The sequence below is a fragment of the Streptomyces nigrescens genome (assembly GCF_027626975.1).
Classification (GTDB): domain Bacteria; phylum Actinomycetota; class Actinomycetes; order Streptomycetales; family Streptomycetaceae; genus Streptomyces; species Streptomyces nigrescens.
Genome location: NZ_CP114203.1, coordinates 1,502,329 through 1,522,791 on the forward strand (window position 1 = coordinate 1,502,329; position 20,463 = coordinate 1,522,791).

The 20,463-nt window shown below is 71.0% G+C and carries 18 protein-coding genes and 1 tRNA gene; 2 read left to right on the top strand and 17 right to left on the bottom strand.

Translation table 11 applies throughout. The features are described from left to right. Positions 1-109: 109 nt before the first annotated feature. From hpnH to STRNI_RS06895, 14 genes are all read right to left on the bottom strand, one after another. Positions 110-1,135, bottom strand: a complete 1,026-nt coding sequence (hpnH, locus tag STRNI_RS06830) for an adenosyl-hopene transferase HpnH (protein WP_018088379.1) — start codon at positions 1,133-1,135, stop codon at positions 110-112. Positions 1,136-1,140: 5 nt separating this feature from the next. Then, positions 1,141-1,812 carry a phosphorylase family protein gene (locus STRNI_RS06835; protein ID WP_274739274.1) on the bottom strand — a complete coding sequence of 224 codons (672 nt, stop codon included), beginning with the start codon at positions 1,810-1,812 and terminating at the stop codon, positions 1,141-1,143. Then, on the bottom strand, positions 1,812-3,863 hold the full coding sequence (gene shc / locus STRNI_RS06840) for a squalene--hopene cyclase (protein ID WP_266443917.1): 2,052 nt from the start codon (positions 3,861-3,863) through the stop codon (positions 1,812-1,814). The genes STRNI_RS06835 and shc overlap by 1 nt, the downstream gene beginning before the upstream one ends. Before the next feature lie 107 nt (positions 3,864-3,970). Next, positions 3,971-5,092, bottom strand: a complete 1,122-nt coding sequence (locus tag STRNI_RS06845; RefSeq protein ID WP_051104050.1) for a polyprenyl synthetase family protein — start codon at positions 5,090-5,092, stop codon at positions 3,971-3,973. Beyond that, positions 5,089-6,546: a hydroxysqualene dehydroxylase HpnE gene (gene hpnE, locus STRNI_RS06850; RefSeq protein WP_159485013.1), complete on the bottom strand. Its 1,458-nt coding sequence runs from the start codon at positions 6,544-6,546 to the stop codon at positions 5,089-5,091. Before hpnE ends, STRNI_RS06845 begins: the two co-directional genes overlap by 4 nt. Positions 6,547-6,646: 100 nt before the next feature. Further along, the gene (hpnD, locus tag STRNI_RS06855) at positions 6,647-7,600 is read right to left on the bottom strand and encodes a presqualene diphosphate synthase HpnD (protein WP_371874784.1); all 954 of its coding nucleotides are present in this window, start codon (positions 7,598-7,600) and stop codon (positions 6,647-6,649) included. Continuing rightward, a complete protein-coding gene (hpnC, locus tag STRNI_RS06860; protein ID WP_159488870.1) occupies positions 7,597-8,463 on the bottom strand; it encodes a squalene synthase HpnC in 867 nt (288 codons plus the stop codon). Before hpnC ends, hpnD begins: the two co-directional genes overlap by 4 nt. Positions 8,464-8,912: 449 nt before the next feature. Further along, on the bottom strand, positions 8,913-9,716 hold the full coding sequence (locus STRNI_RS06865; protein WP_093645507.1) for an ABC transporter ATP-binding protein: 804 nt from the start codon (positions 9,714-9,716) through the stop codon (positions 8,913-8,915). Next, positions 9,709-10,638, bottom strand: a complete 930-nt coding sequence (locus tag STRNI_RS06870) for an ABC transporter permease (protein ID WP_277410746.1) — start codon at positions 10,636-10,638, stop codon at positions 9,709-9,711. Before STRNI_RS06870 ends, STRNI_RS06865 begins: the two co-directional genes overlap by 8 nt. Before the next feature lie 78 nt (positions 10,639-10,716). Continuing rightward, a complete protein-coding gene (locus tag STRNI_RS06875) occupies positions 10,717-11,589 on the bottom strand; it encodes a glycosyltransferase family 2 protein (protein ID WP_018090625.1) in 873 nt (290 codons plus the stop codon). A 14-nt stretch (positions 11,590-11,603) separates the two neighbouring features. Further along, on the bottom strand, positions 11,604-12,383 hold the full coding sequence (locus tag STRNI_RS06880; RefSeq protein WP_051104169.1) for a CDP-alcohol phosphatidyltransferase family protein: 780 nt from the start codon (positions 12,381-12,383) through the stop codon (positions 11,604-11,606). Then, on the bottom strand, positions 12,361-13,422 hold the full coding sequence (locus STRNI_RS06885) for an iron-containing alcohol dehydrogenase family protein (RefSeq protein ID WP_018090623.1): 1,062 nt from the start codon (positions 13,420-13,422) through the stop codon (positions 12,361-12,363). The genes STRNI_RS06880 and STRNI_RS06885 overlap by 23 nt, the downstream gene beginning before the upstream one ends. Continuing rightward, complete coding sequence (locus STRNI_RS06890; RefSeq protein WP_018090622.1) at positions 13,410-14,147, bottom strand: phosphocholine cytidylyltransferase family protein; 738 nt, start codon at positions 14,145-14,147, stop codon at positions 13,410-13,412. The genes STRNI_RS06885 and STRNI_RS06890 overlap by 13 nt, the downstream gene beginning before the upstream one ends. Further along, positions 14,144-15,949, bottom strand: coding sequence for a DUF5941 domain-containing protein (locus tag STRNI_RS06895; protein WP_277413205.1), 1,806 nt, complete (start codon positions 15,947-15,949; stop codon positions 14,144-14,146). The genes STRNI_RS06890 and STRNI_RS06895 overlap by 4 nt, the downstream gene beginning before the upstream one ends. A gap of 547 nt (positions 15,950-16,496) precedes the next feature. Here STRNI_RS06895 and idi point away from each other — a divergent pair. Next, on the top strand, positions 16,497-17,108 hold the full coding sequence (gene idi, locus STRNI_RS06900) for an isopentenyl-diphosphate Delta-isomerase (RefSeq protein WP_018090620.1): 612 nt from the start codon (positions 16,497-16,499) through the stop codon (positions 17,106-17,108). Here idi and STRNI_RS06905 read toward each other — a convergent pair. From STRNI_RS06905 to STRNI_RS06915, 3 genes are all read right to left on the bottom strand, one after another. Then, positions 17,083-17,574, bottom strand: a complete 492-nt coding sequence (locus STRNI_RS06905) for an ATP-binding protein (RefSeq protein WP_018090619.1) — start codon at positions 17,572-17,574, stop codon at positions 17,083-17,085. The two genes, idi and STRNI_RS06905, sit on opposite strands and share 26 nt — an antisense overlap. Positions 17,575-17,808: 234 nt before the next feature. Next, positions 17,809-17,882, bottom strand: a tRNA-Met gene (locus tag STRNI_RS06910). Between the two features lie 86 nt (positions 17,883-17,968). Then, positions 17,969-19,612, bottom strand: coding sequence for an ABC-F family ATP-binding cassette domain-containing protein (locus STRNI_RS06915; protein WP_277410747.1), 1,644 nt, complete (start codon positions 19,610-19,612; stop codon positions 17,969-17,971). A gap of 54 nt (positions 19,613-19,666) precedes the next feature. Between STRNI_RS06915 and STRNI_RS06920 the strand changes: the two genes are divergently transcribed. After that, entirely contained in the window at positions 19,667-20,437 is a 771-nt protein-coding gene (locus STRNI_RS06920; RefSeq protein WP_018090617.1) for an enoyl-CoA hydratase/isomerase family protein, read from the top strand. Positions 20,438-20,463: the final 26 nt, after the last annotated feature.

The following is a 20,463-nucleotide window of genomic DNA, read 5'->3' on the forward strand; positions in this document are numbered from 1 at the left end:
TTCAGCGGACGGTGACCGTCCGGTCCGGCTCCTGCGTCGTAGGACACAGGAGCCGGGCCGGACCGGGGCGCCGGGGAGCCGTGGCGACGGGCTCCCCTTGCTCAACGGGTCATCCGCGGTTTCCCGCGACGGTGTCCCTCGCCGCCCTGAGGGACTCCTTCAGCGAGCCCATGGTGGCGAGGACGGCGGTCGGCTCGTAGCCGCAGTGCGCCATGCAGTTGGCGCAGCGCGGGTCCTTGCCGCGGCCGTACTTCTCCCAGTCGGTCTCGTCGATGAGCTCCCGGTACGTCGGGACGTACCCATCGCTCATCAGGTAGCAGGGGCGCTGCCAGCCGAAGAGCGAGTAGTTGGGGATCGCCCAGGCCGTGCACGGGAAGTCCGCCTTGCCCTCCAGGAAGTCCAGGAAGAGCGGGCTGTGGTTGAGCCGCCAGCGACGCCGGTTGCCGCCGGCGAAGGCCTTCTTGAACAGTTCCCGGGTCTGTTCGACGCCGAGGAAATGCTCCTGGTCGGGGGCCTTCTCGTAGGCGTAGGCGGGCGACAGCATCATCTCGTCGACCTGCAGATCGTCATTGAGGAAATTGAGGACCTCGATGATGGTCTGCGGGGTGTCGGTGTTGAAGAAGGTGGAGTTGGTGGTGACCCGGAATCCGCGCCGCTTGGCTTCCTTGATCGCCTCCACCGCCTCGTCGAAAACACCTTCCTTGGCGACGGATTCATCATGGCGTTCCCGCATGCCGTCGATGTGCACCGCGAAGGCGAAATACCGGGAGGGGGTGAACTTCTCCAGCTTCTTGCGCAACAGCATCGCGTTGGTGCACAGGAAGACATACTTCCGCTTCGCCACCAACTGCCGCACGATCTCGTCGATCTGCGGGTGCATCAAGGGCTCGCCACCGGCGATGGAGACCATCGGAGCGCCCGACTCCAGCACCGCCCCGACCGCCTGCGCCACCGGCATGCGCTGCTTGAGCACACCCGCCGGATGCTGGATCTTCCCGCAGCCCTCGCATTTCAGATTGCAGGCGAAGAGCGGTTCCAGCTCGACAATGAGCGGGAACTTCTCCCGCCGCCGGATCACCTTCTGTTCAAAGAGATAGGTACCGACCCGGATGGACTGACGGAGCGGCATGGCCATCTGGCTCACCTCCAGGGGAGCAGCAAAGAACGGTGCCATTCGTGGAAAACGGGTACCACGGAGCGCAGCACCCGGAAGGCCGATATTCCACCGCGGACGGTGCCGATGCGTACGAGCTCATGTTCTGGAGCGTCCACGACCACCCGGACGGCCGCAACCGGACGGCCGCCGGCGCGCTGCGCGGCACGGAGGGTGGCGGCGGACTCCATGTCCACCGCGACCGCACCGGCGGCATGCAGCTCGGCCCGCTCCGCACCGCGTACGACATGGTCGGAGCCGCACAGCAGTCCGCTGTGCACGGTCAGACCGCGCTCTCGCAGGGCCCGGAGCAGCGGGCCGTTGTCACGGCAGGGGGTTTCCGGCGCGGCGGCCTGGTGGCCGCGGGTGGCCTCGGCGACGACCACGTCCCCCGGGCGCATCCCGGGGGCGAGGCCGGCACAGAAGCCACTGGCGACCACCGGGGAACGTTCGGTGACCGACCCCTCACTCAGCGCTTCGGTGAGGGCGCGTTCGGCCGCATGGGGGCCCATGCCGGTGCGGAGCGTGACCACCCGCGGGCCGGTTCCGCCCGCCGCCGCTCCCCCGCGCCCCCGGCCGCGCAGCGCGAACCGCTCGATGCCGAGCGCACAGGCGATCAGCAGCGGCGGTTCCGCATCCGTCGGGGGCCGCCCCGGCATCAGGCCCCCACCGGGGCCCCGGCCGGTCCCCCGTTGAGGTAGCGGCCCAGGGCCGTCAGCGGGAAGACCTGGCGGTACAGGTGATAGTTGATGGAGAAGTCCCAGGGGAAGCCCGTGCCGGTGAAGTACGGCTCATCCCAGGACCCGTCCTCGCGCTGGGTCGCGGTCAGCCAGTGCACACCGCGCCGCACCGCCTCGCTGCCCCGCTCCCCGGCCGCGAGCAGCGCCATCAGCGCCCAGGCGGTCTGCGAGGCGGTCGAGGCGCCGCGCCCCGCCCACTTCTCCTTGTCCTGGTAGGACCGCTGGTCCTCGCCCCAGCCGCCGTCGTCGTTCTGCACCCGCTCCAGCCAGCGCACGGCCCTGCGGACCGCGGGGTGCGAGGCGGGGACACCGGCCGCGGCGAGCGCGGGGAGCACCGAGCCCGTGCCGTAGAGGTAGTTGGTGCCCCAGCGGCCGAACCAGGCGCCGCCGGCCTCCTGCTCGGCCAGCAGCCAGGCGACACCGCGGCGGGTACGCGGGTCATGGGTGCGGCCGACGTCGGCCAGCATCTCGACGACATGGGCGGTGACATCGGCCGACGGCGGGTCGATGACCTCCCCGAAGTCACAGAACGGCAGCCGGTTGGGGAACGGGCTGGTGTTGTCGACGTCGAAGGCGCCCCAGGCCCCGTTCTTGGACTGCATCCCGAGGTTCCAGCGCACCGCACGGCGTACCGCGGCCTCGACCCGCAGCGGATCGGGGTGCCGGACCCGGCGCAGCGCAAGCACCACCTCCGCGGTGTCGTCGATGTCCGGGTAGTTGTCGTTCTCGAACTCGAAACCCCAGCCCCCGGACGGGAGTTGGGGCCTTTTGACGCTCCAGTCGCCGGGCCGGTCGATCTGCTCGGCGAGCATCCACTCGGCGGCCTTGACCAGCTGCGGGTGGTCGGCGGGCAGTCCGGCGTCGGCCAGCGCGATGGTCGCCAGACAGGTGTCCCAGACCGGGGACTGGCAGGCCTCGATCATCCGTGTGGGGGCACCTCCCGGGCCGTCAGGCCCAGGGGGACCGTCCTCGCGCCAGACGGCGAACCGGTCGAGGGAGGCCAGACCGGTGCGCAGCACGGGGTGGTCGAGGTCGTAGCCGCAGAGGTGCAGGGCGATGATGGAGTAGACCGCGGGGGGCTGGATACCGCCCCAGCAGCCGTCGTTCTCCTGCCGTTCGATGATCCAGCGGGCGGCGGAGCGCATCGCGGCGGCGCGCAGCTTGCGGAAGGCGACCTTGTGGTAGAGGTGCAGCGCCTTGTCGAGACGCTGGAACACCCCGTCCCAGCTGGTGACGGGGGCGAGCGGCCGCGGCGGGTTGGGGCGGCGCGGATCGGTGTGCAGCTCGTCGAGGGCGAACGGCGCCGGGCGGACCGGGCGCTTGGCCGAGACGATGGTCAGCGGCACGATGGTCTGCCGCGCCCAGCACCCGAAGTCGTAGATGTTGAGCGGGAACCACTTGGGGAAGTAGAGGAGTTCCGGCGGCAGTTCGGGCAGGTCGTCCCACTTCCACCAGCCGAAGAGCGCCAGCCAGATGCGGGTGAAGACCCGGGCCGCGGCGATCCCGCCCTGCCCGCGGACCCAGGCGGCGGCCTGGACCATGTGCGGTGCGTCCGGGGCGTCACCGGCGAGCCGCAGGGCGACATAGGCCTCGATGGTGGCGGAGAGTTCGCCGGGCCCGCCGTAGAAGGTGGCCCAGGTGCCGTCCGCGCACTGCTCCTTGCGGATGTGGCGGGCGGCGGCCTCGGTGAGCTCCGGGTCCTGGATACCGAGGAATTGACGGAGCAGCAGGTCTTCGGCGTCCATCGTGACGTTGGTCTCGAGGTCGCCCTTCCACCAACCGGCGGGGTCCTGGACGGACAGCAGATAGTCGGTGGCGCGTGCGGTCGCGCGGCGGGCGGCGTCCACCGTGTCCTGCCGTACGGCGGTTCGCGTGGCCGCGGGTGGTGCGGTGTTCTCAGCGGTGGCATCGCTGGCCGAGGGGGCCCGGGGCGGCAGCGCCCCGGTGCTTCCGTCGGTCGTCGCTGTCATGGCTTCCCCTTCTGCAGTGAACTGTGAAAAGCGTGCTCAGGGATTCCGTCGGCCGGCGCCCGGCTGGCACCGGCCGGCGACTGCGAACTATTCGGTGTCGATACTGCTCATCTCTGTCGTACGACGACGAAGTCCGCGAGCGCGACGAGCTGTGCGCGGACCTGCTCCGGCATGTGGATCTCGTCCAGTGCGGCGATGGCGGTGGCGTGCTGGCGGCGGGCCTCCTGAGAGGTCCACTCGCGGCCGCCGGCCTCCTCGATGAGGGCCGCGCGGGAGGCGAACTCTTCCTCGGTGAAGTCGGCAATCTCGGTCTCGCTCTTCTTCGCGTCGGCCGCCAGGATCTGGGCGAGACGCTCGGAGGCCGGACCACCGGCCGCCAGCGCGGCGACGACCGGGAGCGACTTCTTGCGCTGACGCAGATCGCTCCAGGTCTTCTTGCCGGTGGCCTCCGGGTCGCCCCAGATGCCGAGCAGGTCGTCCACGGCCTGGAAGGCGAGGCCGAGGTGGTAGCCGTACTTCTCCAGGGTGTCCGCGGTGCGGTCGTCGGCGCCGCCCAGGACCGCGCCGATGGAGACGGCACAGGCCAGCAGCGCGCCGGTCTTGTTGCCCTCCATCTCCAGGCACTCCTCGACGGTGACCCGCTCGCGGTGCTCGTAGGAGATGTCCTGGGCCTGACCGTCGATCAGCTTACGGGTGGCCAGGGTGAGCCGGCGGGTGGCGCGGCCGGCGTCGACCGTGCCGAGCTCCAGCAGTATTTCGTTGGCGAGGGCGAACAGCGCGTCGCCGACGAGGATGGCCTGCGCGGGGCCGTGCACCTTCCAGACGGTGTCGCGGTGCCTGCGCTGCTCGTCGCCGTCCATGAGGTCGTCGTGCAGCAGCGAGAAGTTGTGCACCAGCTCGACGGCGACCGCGCCGGGGATACCGACCTCGGGGGCCGCGCCGGCGGCCTCGGCCGACAGCAGCGCGAGCGCCGGCCGTACCGCCTTGCCGCTGTCCCCCGTGGTGGGGTGGCCCTCGGCGTCGATCCAGCCGAAGTGGTAGGCGGCGACGGTGTCCATGGGAGGAGCGAGCCGGTCCACGGCGGCACGCAGCACGGGGGTGGCGAGTGTCCGCCCGCGCTCCAGCAGCGCGGTGACGCCCTCGGTGTCGATAGCTGGGGAAGCCGGATTCACGGTTTCTCCTCTGTTTCCGACGCTCGTGCTCGTGCGAGCGCTCGTACTCGTAGTCATGCCGCCTCCTGAGGCAACTGGCCCTGGGGGAAGCCGAGTTCGTTGAGTGCCTCGCGAGCGGCGGCAGTGCCGCTGCGAACAGCGCTTTCCATGGTCGCGGGCCACCCGGTGGCGGTCCACGCACCGGCCAGGAACAGGCCGGGAGCTTGGGTGCGGGCGGCGGGGCGGAGCCTGCCGACGCCCGGGGCGGGCGCAAAGGTCGCGGTGCGCTCGCGGGTGACGAAGAAGTCGCGGATCCTGGCGCCGCGGGCGGCGGGCAGCAGCCGCTCCAGCTCGGGCAGGTAGCGGGCGCGGAGCTTGGCGACCGGCTGGTCGATCTCCTCCTGCGCGGCGGACTGCGAGACCGCCAGATACTGGCAGCGCTCGTTCCCGGCCACGCGGGTCAGCCCGGAGGCCTCGGTGCGGTCGAAGACCCACTGGACCGGCGAGCCGACCGCGGCGAAGAAGGGGCGGCGCAGCACCTTGCGGTCGTAGACGACATGGAGGTTGAGGATCGGGGCGGTGCCGATGTCCAGCAGCCGGTCCTTGCCGTCCAGCGCCCCGTCGGGCAGCAGGCCGTGCGCCTCGCGCTGCGGTACGGCGAGGACGACGGTGTCCGCGGTGAGCTGCTCGGTGCCGTGCGGGCCGTTCTCCACCGACACCTGCCAGCCGTCGTCCCGGCGGGTGACCGCCCCGGCGCGGGTGCGCAGCGCGATGCTCACACCGGCCTTCTCCAGGGCCGTCCGGGCGAGGGTGTCGTGGACGTCGCCGAGCGGGACGCGGGACCAGCCGATGTCGGCGGCGCCGGGGGCGGACAGCAGCCCGGTCTTGAAGACCTTCGCGGCCAGGCCCATCGAGGCGTCACCGGCACGGGCGTTGAGGGTCGCGATGCCGACCAGGTCCCACAGCGCCTCGATCGCGCGGGCCGACTGGCCGTACCGGCGCAGCCAGCTGCCGAAGTCCAGACCGTCCAGCGCGGGGTCGGCCGGGTCGAGGCCCTTGAGCGCGAGGGTGGCCCGCACGACCCCGGCCCGCTCGGCGGGGGAGAGATGCGGGTACCCGGCGAGGCTCCGGGCGAGGTGCAGCGGGACGGGCAGCGCGGTGCGGCGCAGCCGGCCGAGCCGCATCCGGTCGGCGTCCAGGACCGGGACGTCCATCCGCTCCTGGAGGGGCACCAGATCCGTGGCGCCGATCCGCTCCAGCAGCCCGCTGTAGGCGGTGCAGCAGCGCAGGTAGACATGCTGGCCGTTGTCGACGCTCAGCTCACCGGCGGCGCTGTCGCGGCGGAACGAGAAGACCAGTCCGCCGAGGCGGGGCCGGCCCTCGACCAGGGTGACCCGCAGCCCCGCGTCGGCCAGTGCGAGCGCCGCGGTCGTGCCCGCGAGACCGCCCCCGATGACCACCGCAGCCGCCCCTTCGGGACGGCCGGGCGGCAGGTCACGGCGCCGGCCTGGCCGGGTGACTCCCGATGTCATGTGATCTCCCCCTGTACTCCTGTTACGGACGCAGCCGCCCGGGGGAGGGTTGCCCGCCGCGCTGACGCGGGATCACCGCTGTCGTTCGCCGCCCGGCACATCATCCGCGCCTCCGGACGGCCTGCCGGCGGCCGATCGCCCGCGCGTCGAGCCCGGACAGTCCGCGCACCGCGACAAAGGCCTTCTCCCGGCCGGGCAGGGAGACCCGGCCGCGCAGCACCGCCTCGGGGTCGGCGGCGATCCGCGTCAGCAGCCGGTGGTAGATGCCGGCCATCGCGGCCACACAGGCGCCGCTGCGCCGGTCGAGCATCGGCAGCAGCTGGAAGCCCTCGGCGAACAGCGCGCGGGCCCGCTTCACCTCGAAGTGCACCAGGCCGGTGAAGTCCGAGCCGGGCGGCGGTACGGGACGCCCGAAGCCGGCCGCGCAGCCGAACTTGGCGAGGTCCTCGGCGGGCAGATAGGTACGCCCGTTGCCTGCGTCCTCGCGAACGTCCCTGAGAATGTTGGTCAGTTGGAGCGCGAGGCCGAGGGTGTCGGCGTACTCGGAGGCGCGCTCGGCGTCCGGCGCACCCGGGACCGTGCCGAACACGCCCAGGGAGAGCCGGCCGATGGCACCGGCGACGCAGCGGCAGTAGACCTTCAGCTCGTCCCAGGTCTCATAGGTCTCGCCGCGCACGTCCATGAGCACGCCGTCAATCAGCTCGTCGAGACCCTCCAGCGGCAGCGGGAAGCGGCGGGCGGCGTCGGACAGCGCGACGGCGACCGGGTCGGTGTCGTCCTCGTCGATCCGGCCGTCCTTGACGCGGGCCAGCAGCGCCCGGGTGTCCTCCAGGCGCCCCTGCTTGGCGGCGGGCTCCAGGGTGCCGTCGCCGATGTCGTCGATCCGGCGGGAGAAGGCGTAGAGCGCCGACATGGCCTGCCGCTTGTCGGTCGGCAGCAGCCGGATGCCATAGGCGAAGTTGCGTGCCTGCTGCCCGGTGATGGCCTCGCAGTAGCGATACGCAGCGAGCACCGGCGCGGACGCGTGTGCAGTTGCCTCCACGGTCCGACTCACCCCTCTCTTCGCAATGTCGCCCTTACCTCGCGCAGCAGGCTGAGCTTGGTCGGCTTGGGCGGTCCAGGGAGTACGTCGTGATCGGCGGCCGCGACCGCCTGGAGTGCAGCGCGTCCGCCGGCCACGAATCCGGCCAGCAGCAGCTTGAGTCTGCCGTGGACGCTACCCACCAGCGGGGTGCCTTCATTCAGCAGCTCACGGGCGCGTTCCGCTTCGTACGCGATCAATGCGCGCACCGATGCGCCCCCGCTCGGCGCGGCCAGATCGGCCTCGGTGACACCAAAGCGTTTCAGGTCCTCGGCAGGGAGGTAGATGCGGTCCCGCCCGAGGTCCTCGGCCACGTCCTGGACGTGTTCGACGATCTGCAGGGCGGTGCAGACCGCGTCCGAGCGACGGATGCGTTCGGGGCTCGCGGTGCCGGTGATGCCGAGGACGAGCCGGCCGACGGGATTGGCGGACAGCTCGCAGTAGGCGACGAGGTCGTCATAGGTGCCATAGCGGCTCACCCGCTGGTCCTGCCGGTTGGCCTCGATCAGCCTGAGGAACGGCTCGGGGGTCAGCGCGCAGCGGCGGACGGTCGGGCCGAGCCGGCGCAGCAGCGGATGCCGGGGGCCGGGGGCCCGGTCGCTGAAGACACGGTGGAGGTCCGCCTCCAGAGCGTCCAGCAAAGCCGGCCGGTCTTCGCCTTGCGCACGGTCCAGTCCGAGGAGTACGGCATCGCCGCCCCCGGGTGCGAGATCGCCGTCACCGATGTCGTCGACGAGCCGGGCGAAGCCGTAGACGGCCATCAGATCGGTCCGCCAGGCGCGGGGCAGGAAGAACGGTGCGACCGGGAAATTCTCGTGTGCGGCCTGATCGAGCACGGTGCGCGTCTGCTCCCGCCCGTCACCCGCCGCCCCCCTTCGGAGGAAGGCGCGACGCGCCTGCTCGTTGTCTCGGCTCACCGGGGGCTGCCCGGCGCATTTCGGTGCCGGAGCGAACCAGTAGCCATTGCCGTCACGTCTCCCGTTCTACACCGCCAAGCTAAAACATCCTATTTCGGACACGCCGCAGCAGGCGACGCGCCCGATCGAGCCCACATCGCCCGCCTGGGTGAGCATTGCCCGACATATACCACTTGTGCTGTTCGGCACCCGTACAGCTTACGTCGTACGTCTCACCCACGTCCGAGCGGGTCCCGAAGCATGAGACAACGATCCGTTCAACGTCCTTTAAGTCCGAACTGTTCCCGGGACTGCCGGAGTTGACCGGTTCTTCACGCTCGAAGGCCTCCACGAGGCGGACTCGCGGAGGCCTTCGAGTGCGGAGCGGACTACTTGCCCGTCTCCTTTTCGTACGCCTTGATGACTTCGTCCGTCGGGCCGTCCATCAGCAGCTCACCGCGCTCCAGCCACAGGACCCGGTCGCAGGTGTCGCGGATCGACTTGTTGTTGTGGCTGACGAGGAAGACCGTGCCGGCTTCCTTGCGCAGCTCGCGGATGCGGGCCTCGGAGCGCTTCTGGAAGCTGCGGTCACCGGTGGCCAGCGCCTCGTCGATCATCAGCACATCGTGGTCCTTGGCCGCGGCGATGGAGAACCGCAGCCGGGCCGCCATACCGGAGGAGTAGGTGCGCATCGGCAGCGAGATGAAGTCGCCCTTCTCGTTGATGCCGGAGAAGTCGACGATGCCGTCGTAGCGCTCACGGACCTGCTCGCGGCTCATGCCCATCGCCAGACCGCCGAGGATCACGTTCCGCTCACCGGTCAGATCGTTCATCAGGGCCGCGTTGACACCCAGCAGCGAGGGCTGACCGTGCGTGTAGACCTTGCCGCGCTCCGCGGGCAGCAGCCCGGCGACCGCCTTGAGCAGCGTCGACTTGCCCGAGCCGTTGGAACCGATCAGACCGATCGACTCACCCCGGTAGGCAGTGAAGGAAACGCCCTTGACCGCATGCACCTCACGCACCCCCGAGGAGGGCTTGCGGCGCACGATGCGGTTCAGCGCCGCGGTGGCACTGCCCTTGCCCGCGCCCGTGCCGTAGACGCGGTAGACGATGTGCAGATCGTCCGCGATCACGGTCGGGATCCGCGCCTCGGCCGCCTCGGTCGGCTGGACGCCGTTGTTCTGCTCAGCCACGTCCGTACCGCTCCTCAGCCTTCCAGAAGTACACAAAGCCCACGACGCCCATCAGCAGCGCCCAGCCCCCGGCGTACGCCCACACATGCGGGGGCAGCTTGTTCGCGGTGAAGCTGTCGATCAGCGCGAAGCGCATCAGGTCGATGTAGACGGCCGCCGGGTTGGCGTTGAGCAGCCACTCCACAAACGCGGGGACCTGCTTGTCCTTGAGGATCAGGTCGATGCTGAACATCACGCCGGACGCATACATCCACGTCCGCATGATGAACGGCATCAGCTGCGCCAGGTCCGGGGTCTTGGAACCCAGCCGGGCCATCACCATCGCCAGACCGGTGTTGAACACGAACTGCAGCGCCAGCGCCGGGATGACCAGCAGCCACGACCAGGTCGGCAGCTGCCCGAAGCCCAGCAGGATGACCAGCAGCACACCCATCGAGAACACCAGCTGCTGCAGCTGCATCAGGCAGAACGAGATCGGCAGGCAGGCCCGCGGGAAGTGCAGCGCCCGCACCAGGCCCAGGTTGCCCGAGATCGACTTCGTACCCGCCATCACCGAACTCTGGGTGAAGGTGAAGATGAAGACACCGGTCACCAGGAACGGGACGAAGTCCGGGACGCCGTTCCGGGTACCGATCAGCAGACCGAAGATCAAGTAGTAGACGAGCGCGTTCAGCAGTGGCGTCGCCACCTGCCACACCTGGCCCAGCTTGGCCTGGCTGTACTGCGCCGTCATCTTGGCGCTGGCAAAAGCGGAGATGAAGTGCCGCCGGTCCCACAGCTGCCGGACGTACGCCGGAAGACCGGGACGGGCCCCGCTCTGCGAGAGCCCGTACTTCTGGGCCCGCTGGGCAGGAGTGAGCCCTTCGTCGGAAGATGGCGGGGCACTCATGGCGACCGCACTGTCGTGCGTGGTCTCGCTCACAGTTGACACTTTCGTCCTCAAGGTGCGCTGCCGGGGCAACGCCCCGGTTCGCGCCTGATGCTCTCAGATACGAGCTTGTCAGATGACGGGAGGGCGGCCCAGTCGGGTCAGTCGCCAAACGGTAGCCCACTTCATGGGGCGCCTGGGACCGCACGGCGTGACCCAGCCCTCCTTGAAGCCGCCCAGCCAGGCCCGCAGTGCCGGTCGCGACGGCCGGCGGGCGAGGGTGAGCAGGAGCCAGACACCGAGATAGACCGGAACCAGCGGGGCGGGCAGGTTGCGGCGGGCCAGCCACACACGGTTACGGGCCACCATCCGGTGGTAGACCGCATGCCGGGCCGGTGCCGTCGTCGGGTGGAAGAGGACCATGTCCGACCGGTAGTCGATCTGCCAGCCCGCGTCCAGTGCCCGCCAGGCCAGGTCGGTCTCCTCGTGGGCGTAGAAGAAGTCGTCGGGCAGCCCGCCGACCTCCTCGAAGACATGCGTACGGACCGCGTTCGCACCACCGAGGAAGGTGGTGACCCGCGACGACCGCATCGGGTCCGAGGCACGCAGCCGCGGGACGTGCCGGCGCTGGGTCTCGCCGGTGTCCGGGTCCGCGATCCGGAAGCTGATGATGCCCAGCTCGGGGTCGGCGGCGAAGGCCTCGCGGCACAGCTCGGCGGTGTCCTCCCTGGCCAGGAGCCCGTCGTCGTCGAGGAAGAGCAGACCGTCGACGTCACTGCCACCGGGGCCGAAGGCCTCGATGCCGACATTGCGGCCTGCCGGGATGCCGACGTTCTCCGGCAGCTCGACGGTCCGTACGCCGTCGGGGAGCTCGGGCAGCGGCGAACCGTTGCCGACCACGACGATCTCGATCGGGTCGCCGTTCTGCTTGGCGACCGAGTCCAGCAGCGCGCGCAGCTCCTCGGGGCGGTTGCCCATGGTCAGGACAACCGCACCGAGTCGCATTCGGGACGCCCCCGTCACTTGAGCCTGCTTGAGGCGAGGATGGACACGAGGTGGAGCAGGGTCTGGACGAGCGCGATGCCGGCGAGCACTGCGACGCCGAGACGGGAGAAGAACAGGTCGCCCCGGATGGTGTCCAGGACCGCCAGGACCAGGATCAGCAGGGACGCCTCGATACCGAGGATGAGCCGGTGGAACTTCAGCGCCCCGGCCGCCTTACGGGCCAGCGCCATTCCGGAGGACCGCGGCTCGGACGCCGCCTCCTTGACCGGCGGCAGCCCGCCCTGGTGCCGGGCCACGCCGACGAGGTCGGTCTCGGCCTTGATCAGGATGGCGCCGAGGGCGGCGAGGGTGCCGAGGAAGGCCCACAGCCAGTCGATCCTGCCGGATCCCCACAGGTCGGCGGCGCGCAGGCCGAAGCCGACCAGGACCGCGGCGTCGCACAGGTAGGCACCGACCCGGTCCAGGTACACGCCGCCGAGCGAGAACTGCTTCTTCCAGCGGGCGACCTCACCGTCGACACAGTCGAGCAGCAGGTACAGCTGGACCATCAGCACGCCGAGCACGGCGCCCGCGATCCCCGGCACCAGCAGTGCCGGGGCGGCGAGGACGCCGAAGACGGTCATCAGGTAGGTCAGCTGGTTGGGCGTGACCTTCGTGTTCACCAGGTGCCGGTCGATGCGCAAGGAGATCTCGCGCATGTAGAGGCGACCGCCCCAGTGCTCACCGCTGCGCCGGTCCTTGACACCCTCGGGGTGCACGACCGGGCGGAGTTCAGCTACTGACGGCTTGTGCATAGTCGGCGTAAGCGTCCCTGATCTGGTCGGTGGACAGGTCGAGGTGCTCCAGGATGGTGTAGCGCCCCGGGCGGGTCTTGGGTGCGTACTCGACGGCCTGGACGAACTCCTCGTCGGTGAAGCCGATCTCGCCCGGCGTGACCGGCAGACCGTGCCGGCGCAGCACCTCGACCATCAGGTCCCGGGTCTCCTTGTCCCCGCGCAGATGCGTGGCGAAGGCGGCGCCGAGGCCGCACTGCTCGCCGTGGCTCGCCGCGCGCTTGGGGAAGAGGATGTCGAGCGCATGGTTGATCTCGTGGCAGGCGCCGGACGCCGGGCGGCTGTCGCCGGCCACCGACATCGAGATGCCGGTGAGGACCAGACCCTCGGCGAGCACCTGGAGGAAGGAGTCGTCGCCGACACCGCCCGGGTGCCGGAGCACGGCCTCGCCGGCCTGGCGCGCCATGGCGGCGGCCAGTCCGTCGATCGTCTCTCCGGTCTCACGGTGTGCGAGCTCCCAGTCCGCGACCGCGGAGATGTTGGAGATCGCATCGCCGATGCCGGAGCGGACGAACCGGACCGGGGCCTCACGGATGATGTCGAGGTCGATCACCACGGCGATCGGGTTCGGCACACCGTAGGAGCCGCGGCCCGCGTCGTTGTCCAGAGTGGCGACCGGCGAGCACAGACCGTCGTGCGACAGGTTCGTCGCGACGGCGACCAGCGGCAGGCCGATCCGCGCGGCGGCGAACTTGGCACAGTCGATGATCTTGCCGCCGCCCAGGCCCACGACCGCGTCGTAGTGCCCCTTCTTCATGGCGTCGGCAAGCTTGATCGCGTCGTCCAGGGTGCCGCCGCCGACCTCGTACCACTCGGCGCCGGGCAGCGCGGGGGCCAGCCGCTCGCGCAGCCGCGCCCCCGAGCCGCCGCTGATCGCGATGGCGAGCTTGCCGGACGCGGAGATGCGCTGATCGGCCAGCAGGCCCGCCAGGTCGTCCAGGGCGCCGGCGTTGATGTCAACGACGACCGGGGACGGGATGAGGCGGGTCAGTACTGGCATGCGATGTCACGGCCCTTCGCCAGGTCGTCGTGGTTGTCGATCTCGACCCACTTGACGTCGCCGATCGGGGCCACGTCCACCTTGAAGCCGCGGTTGACGAGCTCCTGGTAGCCGTCCTCGTAGTAGAGGTCGGGGTCCCGCTCGAAGGTGGTCTTCAGGGCGTCGGCCAGCTCCTCGGCCGCCGAACCCTCGATGAGGGTGACGCCGATGTACTCACCGGTCGCCTCGGCCGGGTCCATCAGCTTGGTGATCTTCTGGACGCCCTTGGCGGGGTCCACGATGACCTTCATCTCCTCGTCGGCGAGCTGCTTGACGGTGTCCAGCGCGAGGATGATCTTCTGGCCGTTGCCGCGGGCGGCGAGCAGGGTCTTCTCGACGGAGACCGGGTGCACGGTGTCGCCGTTGGCGAGGATCACATCGTGCTTGATGGCGTCACGGCCGCACCACAGGGAGTAGGCGTTGTTCCACTCCTCGGCCTTGTCGTTGTCGATGAGGGTGAGCTTGAGGCCGTACTTCTGCTCCAGGGCCTCCTTGCGCTCGTAGACGGCTTCCTTGCGGTAGCCGACGATGATCGCGACCTCGGTCAGGCCGATCTCGGCGAAGTTACCGAGGGTCAGGTCGAGGATGGTCGTGTCCCCGTCGACCGGCACCAGAGCCTTGGGCAGGGTGTCGGTGTAGGGGCGCAGACGCCGTCCGGCGCCGGCAGCCAGCACGAGGCCGATCATGCGGGTTCTCCTTCATCGTGTACGGCGGGTGCTTGGGAGGACACCCAGAAGCGGATGCTCTCGATGAGCACCAGCAGCGCCAGGGCCACAGCAAGGGCCGTCAGCGCGATTGTGAAACCTGAGGGGGACAGCGCGGCGGCGAGGACGGTGATCACGAGGATCCGTCCCTCATGTCCGCCGGTCGCCCGGACCAGCCACCGCGGCGGGGCTCCGGTGCCGCCACGGATGCGGTAGACCGTGTCGTAGTGATGGTAGGCGACCGCCGCGACCAGCCCGTACGCCGCGGGCAGCGCTCCGGGGACGTCCGCGCGGGCGGCCAGCACCAGGATGGTGACGTACTCACCGGCCCGGAAGAAGGGCGGAACCAGCCAGTCGAGGGCGCCCTTGAGCGGCCGGGACACGGCCGCGCCGGCCAGCAGCGCGGAGCAGAAGGCGACGCCGACGGTGAGCCAGGACGTGGGGTCGTCCTCGGCGAGCACCCAGACCAGCAGCACGGCGGCTGAGAGAAATGCCATGACGGGTGCCAGGAAGGACCCGGTCCGGCCGCGGCCCCGGGCGCCGCGGGCGATCAGCTCGGCGAGCGGCCCGGAGTCGGCGAGGTCGGCCAGTGCCTGGGCGGCGCGGTCGGTGCGCCGGGCCCGGCGGGTCAGCGAGCGCAGCACCCGGCCGGCGGTGGTGTAGCAGGCGGCCAGCGCACAGCCGATGAGCAGGGCGTAGAAGACGATGCGCGGGGTGGTCAGCGCGGTGAGCACCGCGATCATGGCCCAGCGTTCGCCGATCGGCAGCACGATCATCCGGCGCACCCAGACCGTCCAGCCGACGCTGTCGAGCTTGCCGGAGAGGGCGGCGGTGGGGCTGGTGTTGGCCGCGGCGTCGTGGTTCGCCTCGTTGAAGGAGAAGTCGACGACATGGCGGCAGGTCATCAGGACCATCGCGCCGAGCGCCAGCGCCCAGACGTCGTCCCCGCCACGGGCCGCGCCCAGGGCGAGGCCCGCGTAGTACGCGTACTCCTTGGCCCGGTCGAAGGTGGCGTCGAGCCAGGCGCCCATCGTCGAGTACTGCAGGGAGTAGCGGGCGAGCTGCCCGTCGGTGCAGTCCAGGACGAAGGAGAACAGCAGCAGGAAGCCGGCGGCGACGAAGCCGCCACGGGTTCCGGTGGCCGCGCAGCCGGCCGCGATCAGCGCGGTGAGCAGCGAGGCGGTGGTGACCTGGTTGGGGGTGAGCCCGCGCCGCGCGCACCAGCGGGCGAGGTAGCGGGAGTACGGGCTGATGGCGTAGGTCGTGAAGAAGCCGTCGCGGGACTTCACGGCGGTGCGCAGCCGTACGGCCTCGTCGTCGACGGCCGCGACGGCCTCCCGTGCGTCCTCGCGCTGCGCCGGGGTGAGCGCGACGGTGGCGACCAGGCTGCCCAGCTCGACGCGGTGCAGACCGGCCTCGTCACGGTCCAGGGACTCGGTGAGGGTGTCGGTGAGGACGTCCGTGAGGTGGGCGGTGCCGGCGCCGACCGGGATCCTGCCGACCGCGCGGGCCAGCGCGGCGCGGGCCGCGGGCTGCGCGGTGAGCGCGCCGGGCACGGCCGCGGCCGGGAAGCGGGGGTCGGTCAGCGCCAGCCGCAGGGCGTGCAGATGGCCGACGAAGCGGGGGTCGACGACGGCGATCCGCTCCTGGGCGGGCACCGCGTTGATCAGCTCGGCGGCGGCCGCGGGATCGTTCGCCGTACGGACGTCAAAACCCAGCGTGCGCAGGTCGGCTTCGAGCGGCGACCCGGCGACCGGCGGACCGGTGAGGATGGCGGTCGACAGACGAACTCACTCCTTGGATGCTGACAAGGCAGCGCCGGTCGGTCCGCATTCGATACGAACTACCCGGGCAGCGGGCGTGGCACACCTCGCCCCTGGGAGGGCCGGGTGGCACGTCGGCAGAGGCTATCGGATCGCCGGATGCGGCCGTTCACCGCGCATTCACCGCACGATCGAGTGACCGACGGCTGCGCCTGCCGCGATCATCATGGTGGATCGGGCGGTGCATGAACAACTGGCCGGGGAGCCCGGGACCCGATCCGGTGCCGGTTATGAGAGGGCTGGTCACGGGGCGGGCGGGTTGTGCCGGTGCCGGTGTGGTGAGAGCCATCCCAGGTCCGGGGGCGGTCGCCGTCCACCGGTTCCGGCACCGCGCCGCGCGGCACCCGCCGCGTCGGGGACGGAGCGCGCGACGGCGGGTGTGGACCATCTCACGGCGGGCGCGCTCGCTGACCGGCGCGCTGGCATGTGGCGCCGCGCACCCACTGTGCCGGTGATGCGGACCCGGCTAGGGCAGACTTGGCGTCGAAGACCGACGACAAGGATGGGCATGCCGATCACACCTGCCAACGGACAGACCGCCGGGGACCCGGCGGTGAGCACACCGGGCGGCACCGCCGAACCGATCATGCTGGAGCTGGTCGACGAGGACGGTACGACGATCGGCACCGCGGAGAAGCTCGCGGCCCACCAGCCCCCCGGGCAGCTGCACCGGGCCTTCTCGGTCTTCCTCTTCGACGAGAAGGGCCGGCTGCTGCTGCAGCGCCGGGCGCTGGGGAAGTACCACTCCCCCGGTGTGTGGTCCAACACCTGCTGCGGACATCCGTACCCCGGCGAGGCGCCGTTCGCGGCCGCCGCCCGCCGGACCGCGGAGGAGCTGGGCCTGGCGCCCTCGCTGCTGGCCGAGGCCGGCACGGTCCGCTACAACCACCCCGACCCGGCGTCCGGCCTCGTGGAGCAGGAGTACAACCACCTGTTCGTCGGGCTGGTGCGGGCCGAGCCGGCGCCCGACCCCGAGGAGATCGGCGAGACGGCCTTCGTGACGCCGGAGGAGCTGGCCGAGCGGCATGCCGAGGCACCGTTCTCCGCATGGTTCATGACCGTGCTGGATGCGGCGCGTCCGGCGGTGCGCGAGCTCACAGGAGGAGCGGCGGGCTGGTAACCGGCGGGGTGAGCGGCAGCTCGGCCCAGATGGCCTTGCCGCCGTTCCCCGTGTGCTCCACCCCGCATTTGCCGCCCACCTCCGCGGTGAGCGTTTTGACCAGCCACAGTCCGCGGCCGCCGAGATCACCCTGATCCGCCTCCAGTGCCTTGGGGCGGTAGGGGTGGTCGTCCTCGACCGCGACCCGTAGCCAGTTCGCCCCGAGGGTGACCTGTACGGCGATCTGGGGCGAGAGCAGGGCGGCGTGCCGGACGGCGTTGGTGACGAGTTCGGAGACGATGAGCAGCAGGCCGTCCATGATCGCGGCGGCGACGGGCACACACTGTTCGGCGAGCAGATCCCGGACCGCGTGCCGTGCCTGCGGCACCGAGGCTTCCAGTGCCGGGGCGGTGAACCGCCAGACACCTTCGTACGCGAGCGGGGAGGTCAGCTCTTCGGGGGGTTCTGCAGGGGGTCCGGAAGGCATCCTCACAGGAAGAGTGTTGGGAATGCATTGGTCCGGACCGGCCTGCTGAACATAAGTCAGCACCTATCGACGACTTATGGCCGATTCCGAGTGGTTGGCGCGGCCCGGAGACCGGACCTGTTCCCTTTGTGCCGCGTTCGCGGGCTGCCGCGCAGGGACCGCCGTACGGTCCGCGGGGCCACGAAGAACAGCAGGCCCGGTGCCTGAGCACCGGACCTGCTGTTCTGTCTTCAGTAGCGGGGACAGGATTTGAACCTGCGACCTCTGGGTTATGAGCCCAGCGAGCTACCGAGCTGCTCCACCCCGCGTCGGTGAACACCACAGTACGGGTCGGCGGCCCCAGGGCCAAATCGATAATCACGACGGGTGCCGCGGGCCGCCGGTCCCGGTGTCCTCACACCGCCCGGTCGGTGATCCGTCCGCCGTCGACCTCGATACGGCGGGTGGTGTGCACCGCGTCGAGCATCCGGCGGTCGTGTGTGACCAGCAGCAGGGTGCCCGGATAGGAGGCGAGCGCGGACTCCAGCTGTTCGATGGCGGGCAGGTCGAGATGGTTGGTCGGCTCGTCCAGGACGAGGAGGTTGACCCCGCGGCCCTGGAGGAGGGCCAGCGCGGCCCGGGTCCGCTCCCCCGGCGAAAGCGTGCGCGCCGGGCGCAGCACATGCGACGCCTTCAGCCCGAACTTCGCGAGCAGGGTGCGCACATCGGCGGGCGACAGATCCGGTACGGAGGCCCGGAAGGCGTCCATCAGCGGATCGTCGCCGAAGAACAGCCCGCGTGCCTGGTCGACCTCGCCGACCACCACCCCGGGGCCGAGTGCCGCCTGCCCGGCGTCCAGCGGGAGCCGGCCGAGGAGGGCGGCGAGCAGAGTGGACTTGCCGGAGCCGTTGGGGCCGGTGATGGCGACCCGGTCCGCCCAGTCGATCTGCAGGTCCACCGGGCCGAAGCGGAAGTCGCCGCGCCGCAGGCCGGCACCGCGCAGCGTGGCCACGACCGCGCCGGCCCGGGGCGCGGCGGCGATCTCCATCCGCAGCTCCCACTCCTTGCGCGGCTCCTCGACGACATCGAGACGCTCGATCAGGCGCTGGGTCTGCTTGGCCTTGGCGGCCTGCTTCTCGGTGGCCTCCACCCGGGCCTTGCGGCCGATCTTGTCGTTGTCCGGTGCCTTGCGGCGGGCGTTCTTGACGCCCTTCTCCATCCAGTTGCGCTGGGTGTGCGCGCGGGTCTCCAGAGCGGCCTTGGTGTCGGCGTACTCCTCGTACTGCTCCCGCGCATGGCGCCGGGCCCGCTCGCGCTCCTCCAGGTAGGAGGTGTAGCCGCCGCCGTAGGTGTTGACCTGCTGCTGGGCCAGGTCGAGTTCGACGACGCGGGTGACCGTGCGGGTCAGGAACTCGCGGTCGTGGCTGACCAGAACGGTGCCGGCGCGCAGCCCGGTGACGAAGGATTCCAGCCGGCCGAGGCCGTCCAGGTCGAGGTCGTTGGTCGGCTCGTCCAGCAGGAAGATGTCGTAGCGGGACAGCAGCAGGGAGGCGAGCGAGGCGCGGGCGGCCTGGCCGCCTGAGAGCGTGGTCATCGGCTGGTCGAGGCCGATGGTCAGGCCGAGCTGGGCCGCGGTCTCCTCGGCGCGCTCGTCGAGGTCGGCGGCGCCCAGTGACAGCCAGCGCTCCAGCGCGGTGGCGTAGGCGTCGTCCGCGCCGGGCTGCTCCTCGACCAGCGCCTGGGTGGCGGTGTCCAGGGCGAGCTGGGCGTCGGTGACGCCGGTGCGACGGGCGAGGAAGGCCCGTACGGTCTCTCCGGGACGGCGGTCGGGCTCCTGGGGGAGATGGCCGACGGTGGCGGTGGGCGGGCCGAGGGCGAGGGTGCCCTCCTCCGGGGTGTCCAGGCCGGCCAGCAGGCGCAGCAGCGTGGACTTGCCCGCCCCGTTGGCGCCGACGAGGCCGATCACATCCCCGGGGGCGACGACCAGATCGAGGCCGGAGAACAGGACGCGCTCGCCGTGGCCGGCGGCGAGGTCTTTGGCGACGAGAGTTGCTGACATCAGACCGCCGATCGTATCCGGCCGGGTCCCGGCGGTCGCTCTAATATCCGGGGCATGGAACCCGGTCTGAAGACGCATGTCAGCGACGGCACAGCGACCGTCACCATCAGCAATACCGGCAAGCGGAATGCGATGACGGTGCAGATGTGGCGGGATCTGCCGCCGCTGCTGGAGCGGCTGGCGGGCGATCGCGCCGTCCGGTCGCTGGTGCTGACCGGCGAGGGCGGGACCTTCTGCGCGGGCGCCGACATCGGGGCGCTGCGCGAGGGGGCCGCCGAGTCGCAGGGCCTGGCGGTGGCGGCCGAGGAGGCGCTGGCAGCGTTCCCCGGGCCGACGCTGGCGGCGATACGCGGCTACTGCGTGGGGGGCGGCGCCCAGTTGGCGGCCGCCTGTGATCTGCGGTTCGCAGAGGAGGGCGCGCTGTTCGGGGTGACACCGGCCAAGCTCGCGGTGGCCTATCCGGCGTCCGCGACCCGGCGGCTGGTCCGGCTGGTCGGGCTCTCCGCCGCCAAGTACCTGTTGTTCTCCGGGGAGTTGATCGACTGTGCGCGGGCGCTGCGGACCGGCCTGGTGGACGAGGTGCTGGCCGAGGGCGCGCTGGGCAAGCGGGTGGCGGAGTTCTCCGCCGTTCTCGCGAGCCGGTCGCTGCTGACCCAGACCGCGGCGAAGGAACTGGCCAACGGGACCTGGGACGTACCGCCTGCCGAGGCCGAGGAGCGCGGCGCGTACTGGGCCGCTCAGGCGCGCGCGAGCGGCGACACCGCGGAGGGTGCCGCCGCCTTCCTGGAGCGCAGGGCGCCGCGCTTCACCTGGCCCACGGGCTGAGGCCGCGGGCCAGGGGTGGCGGCGGC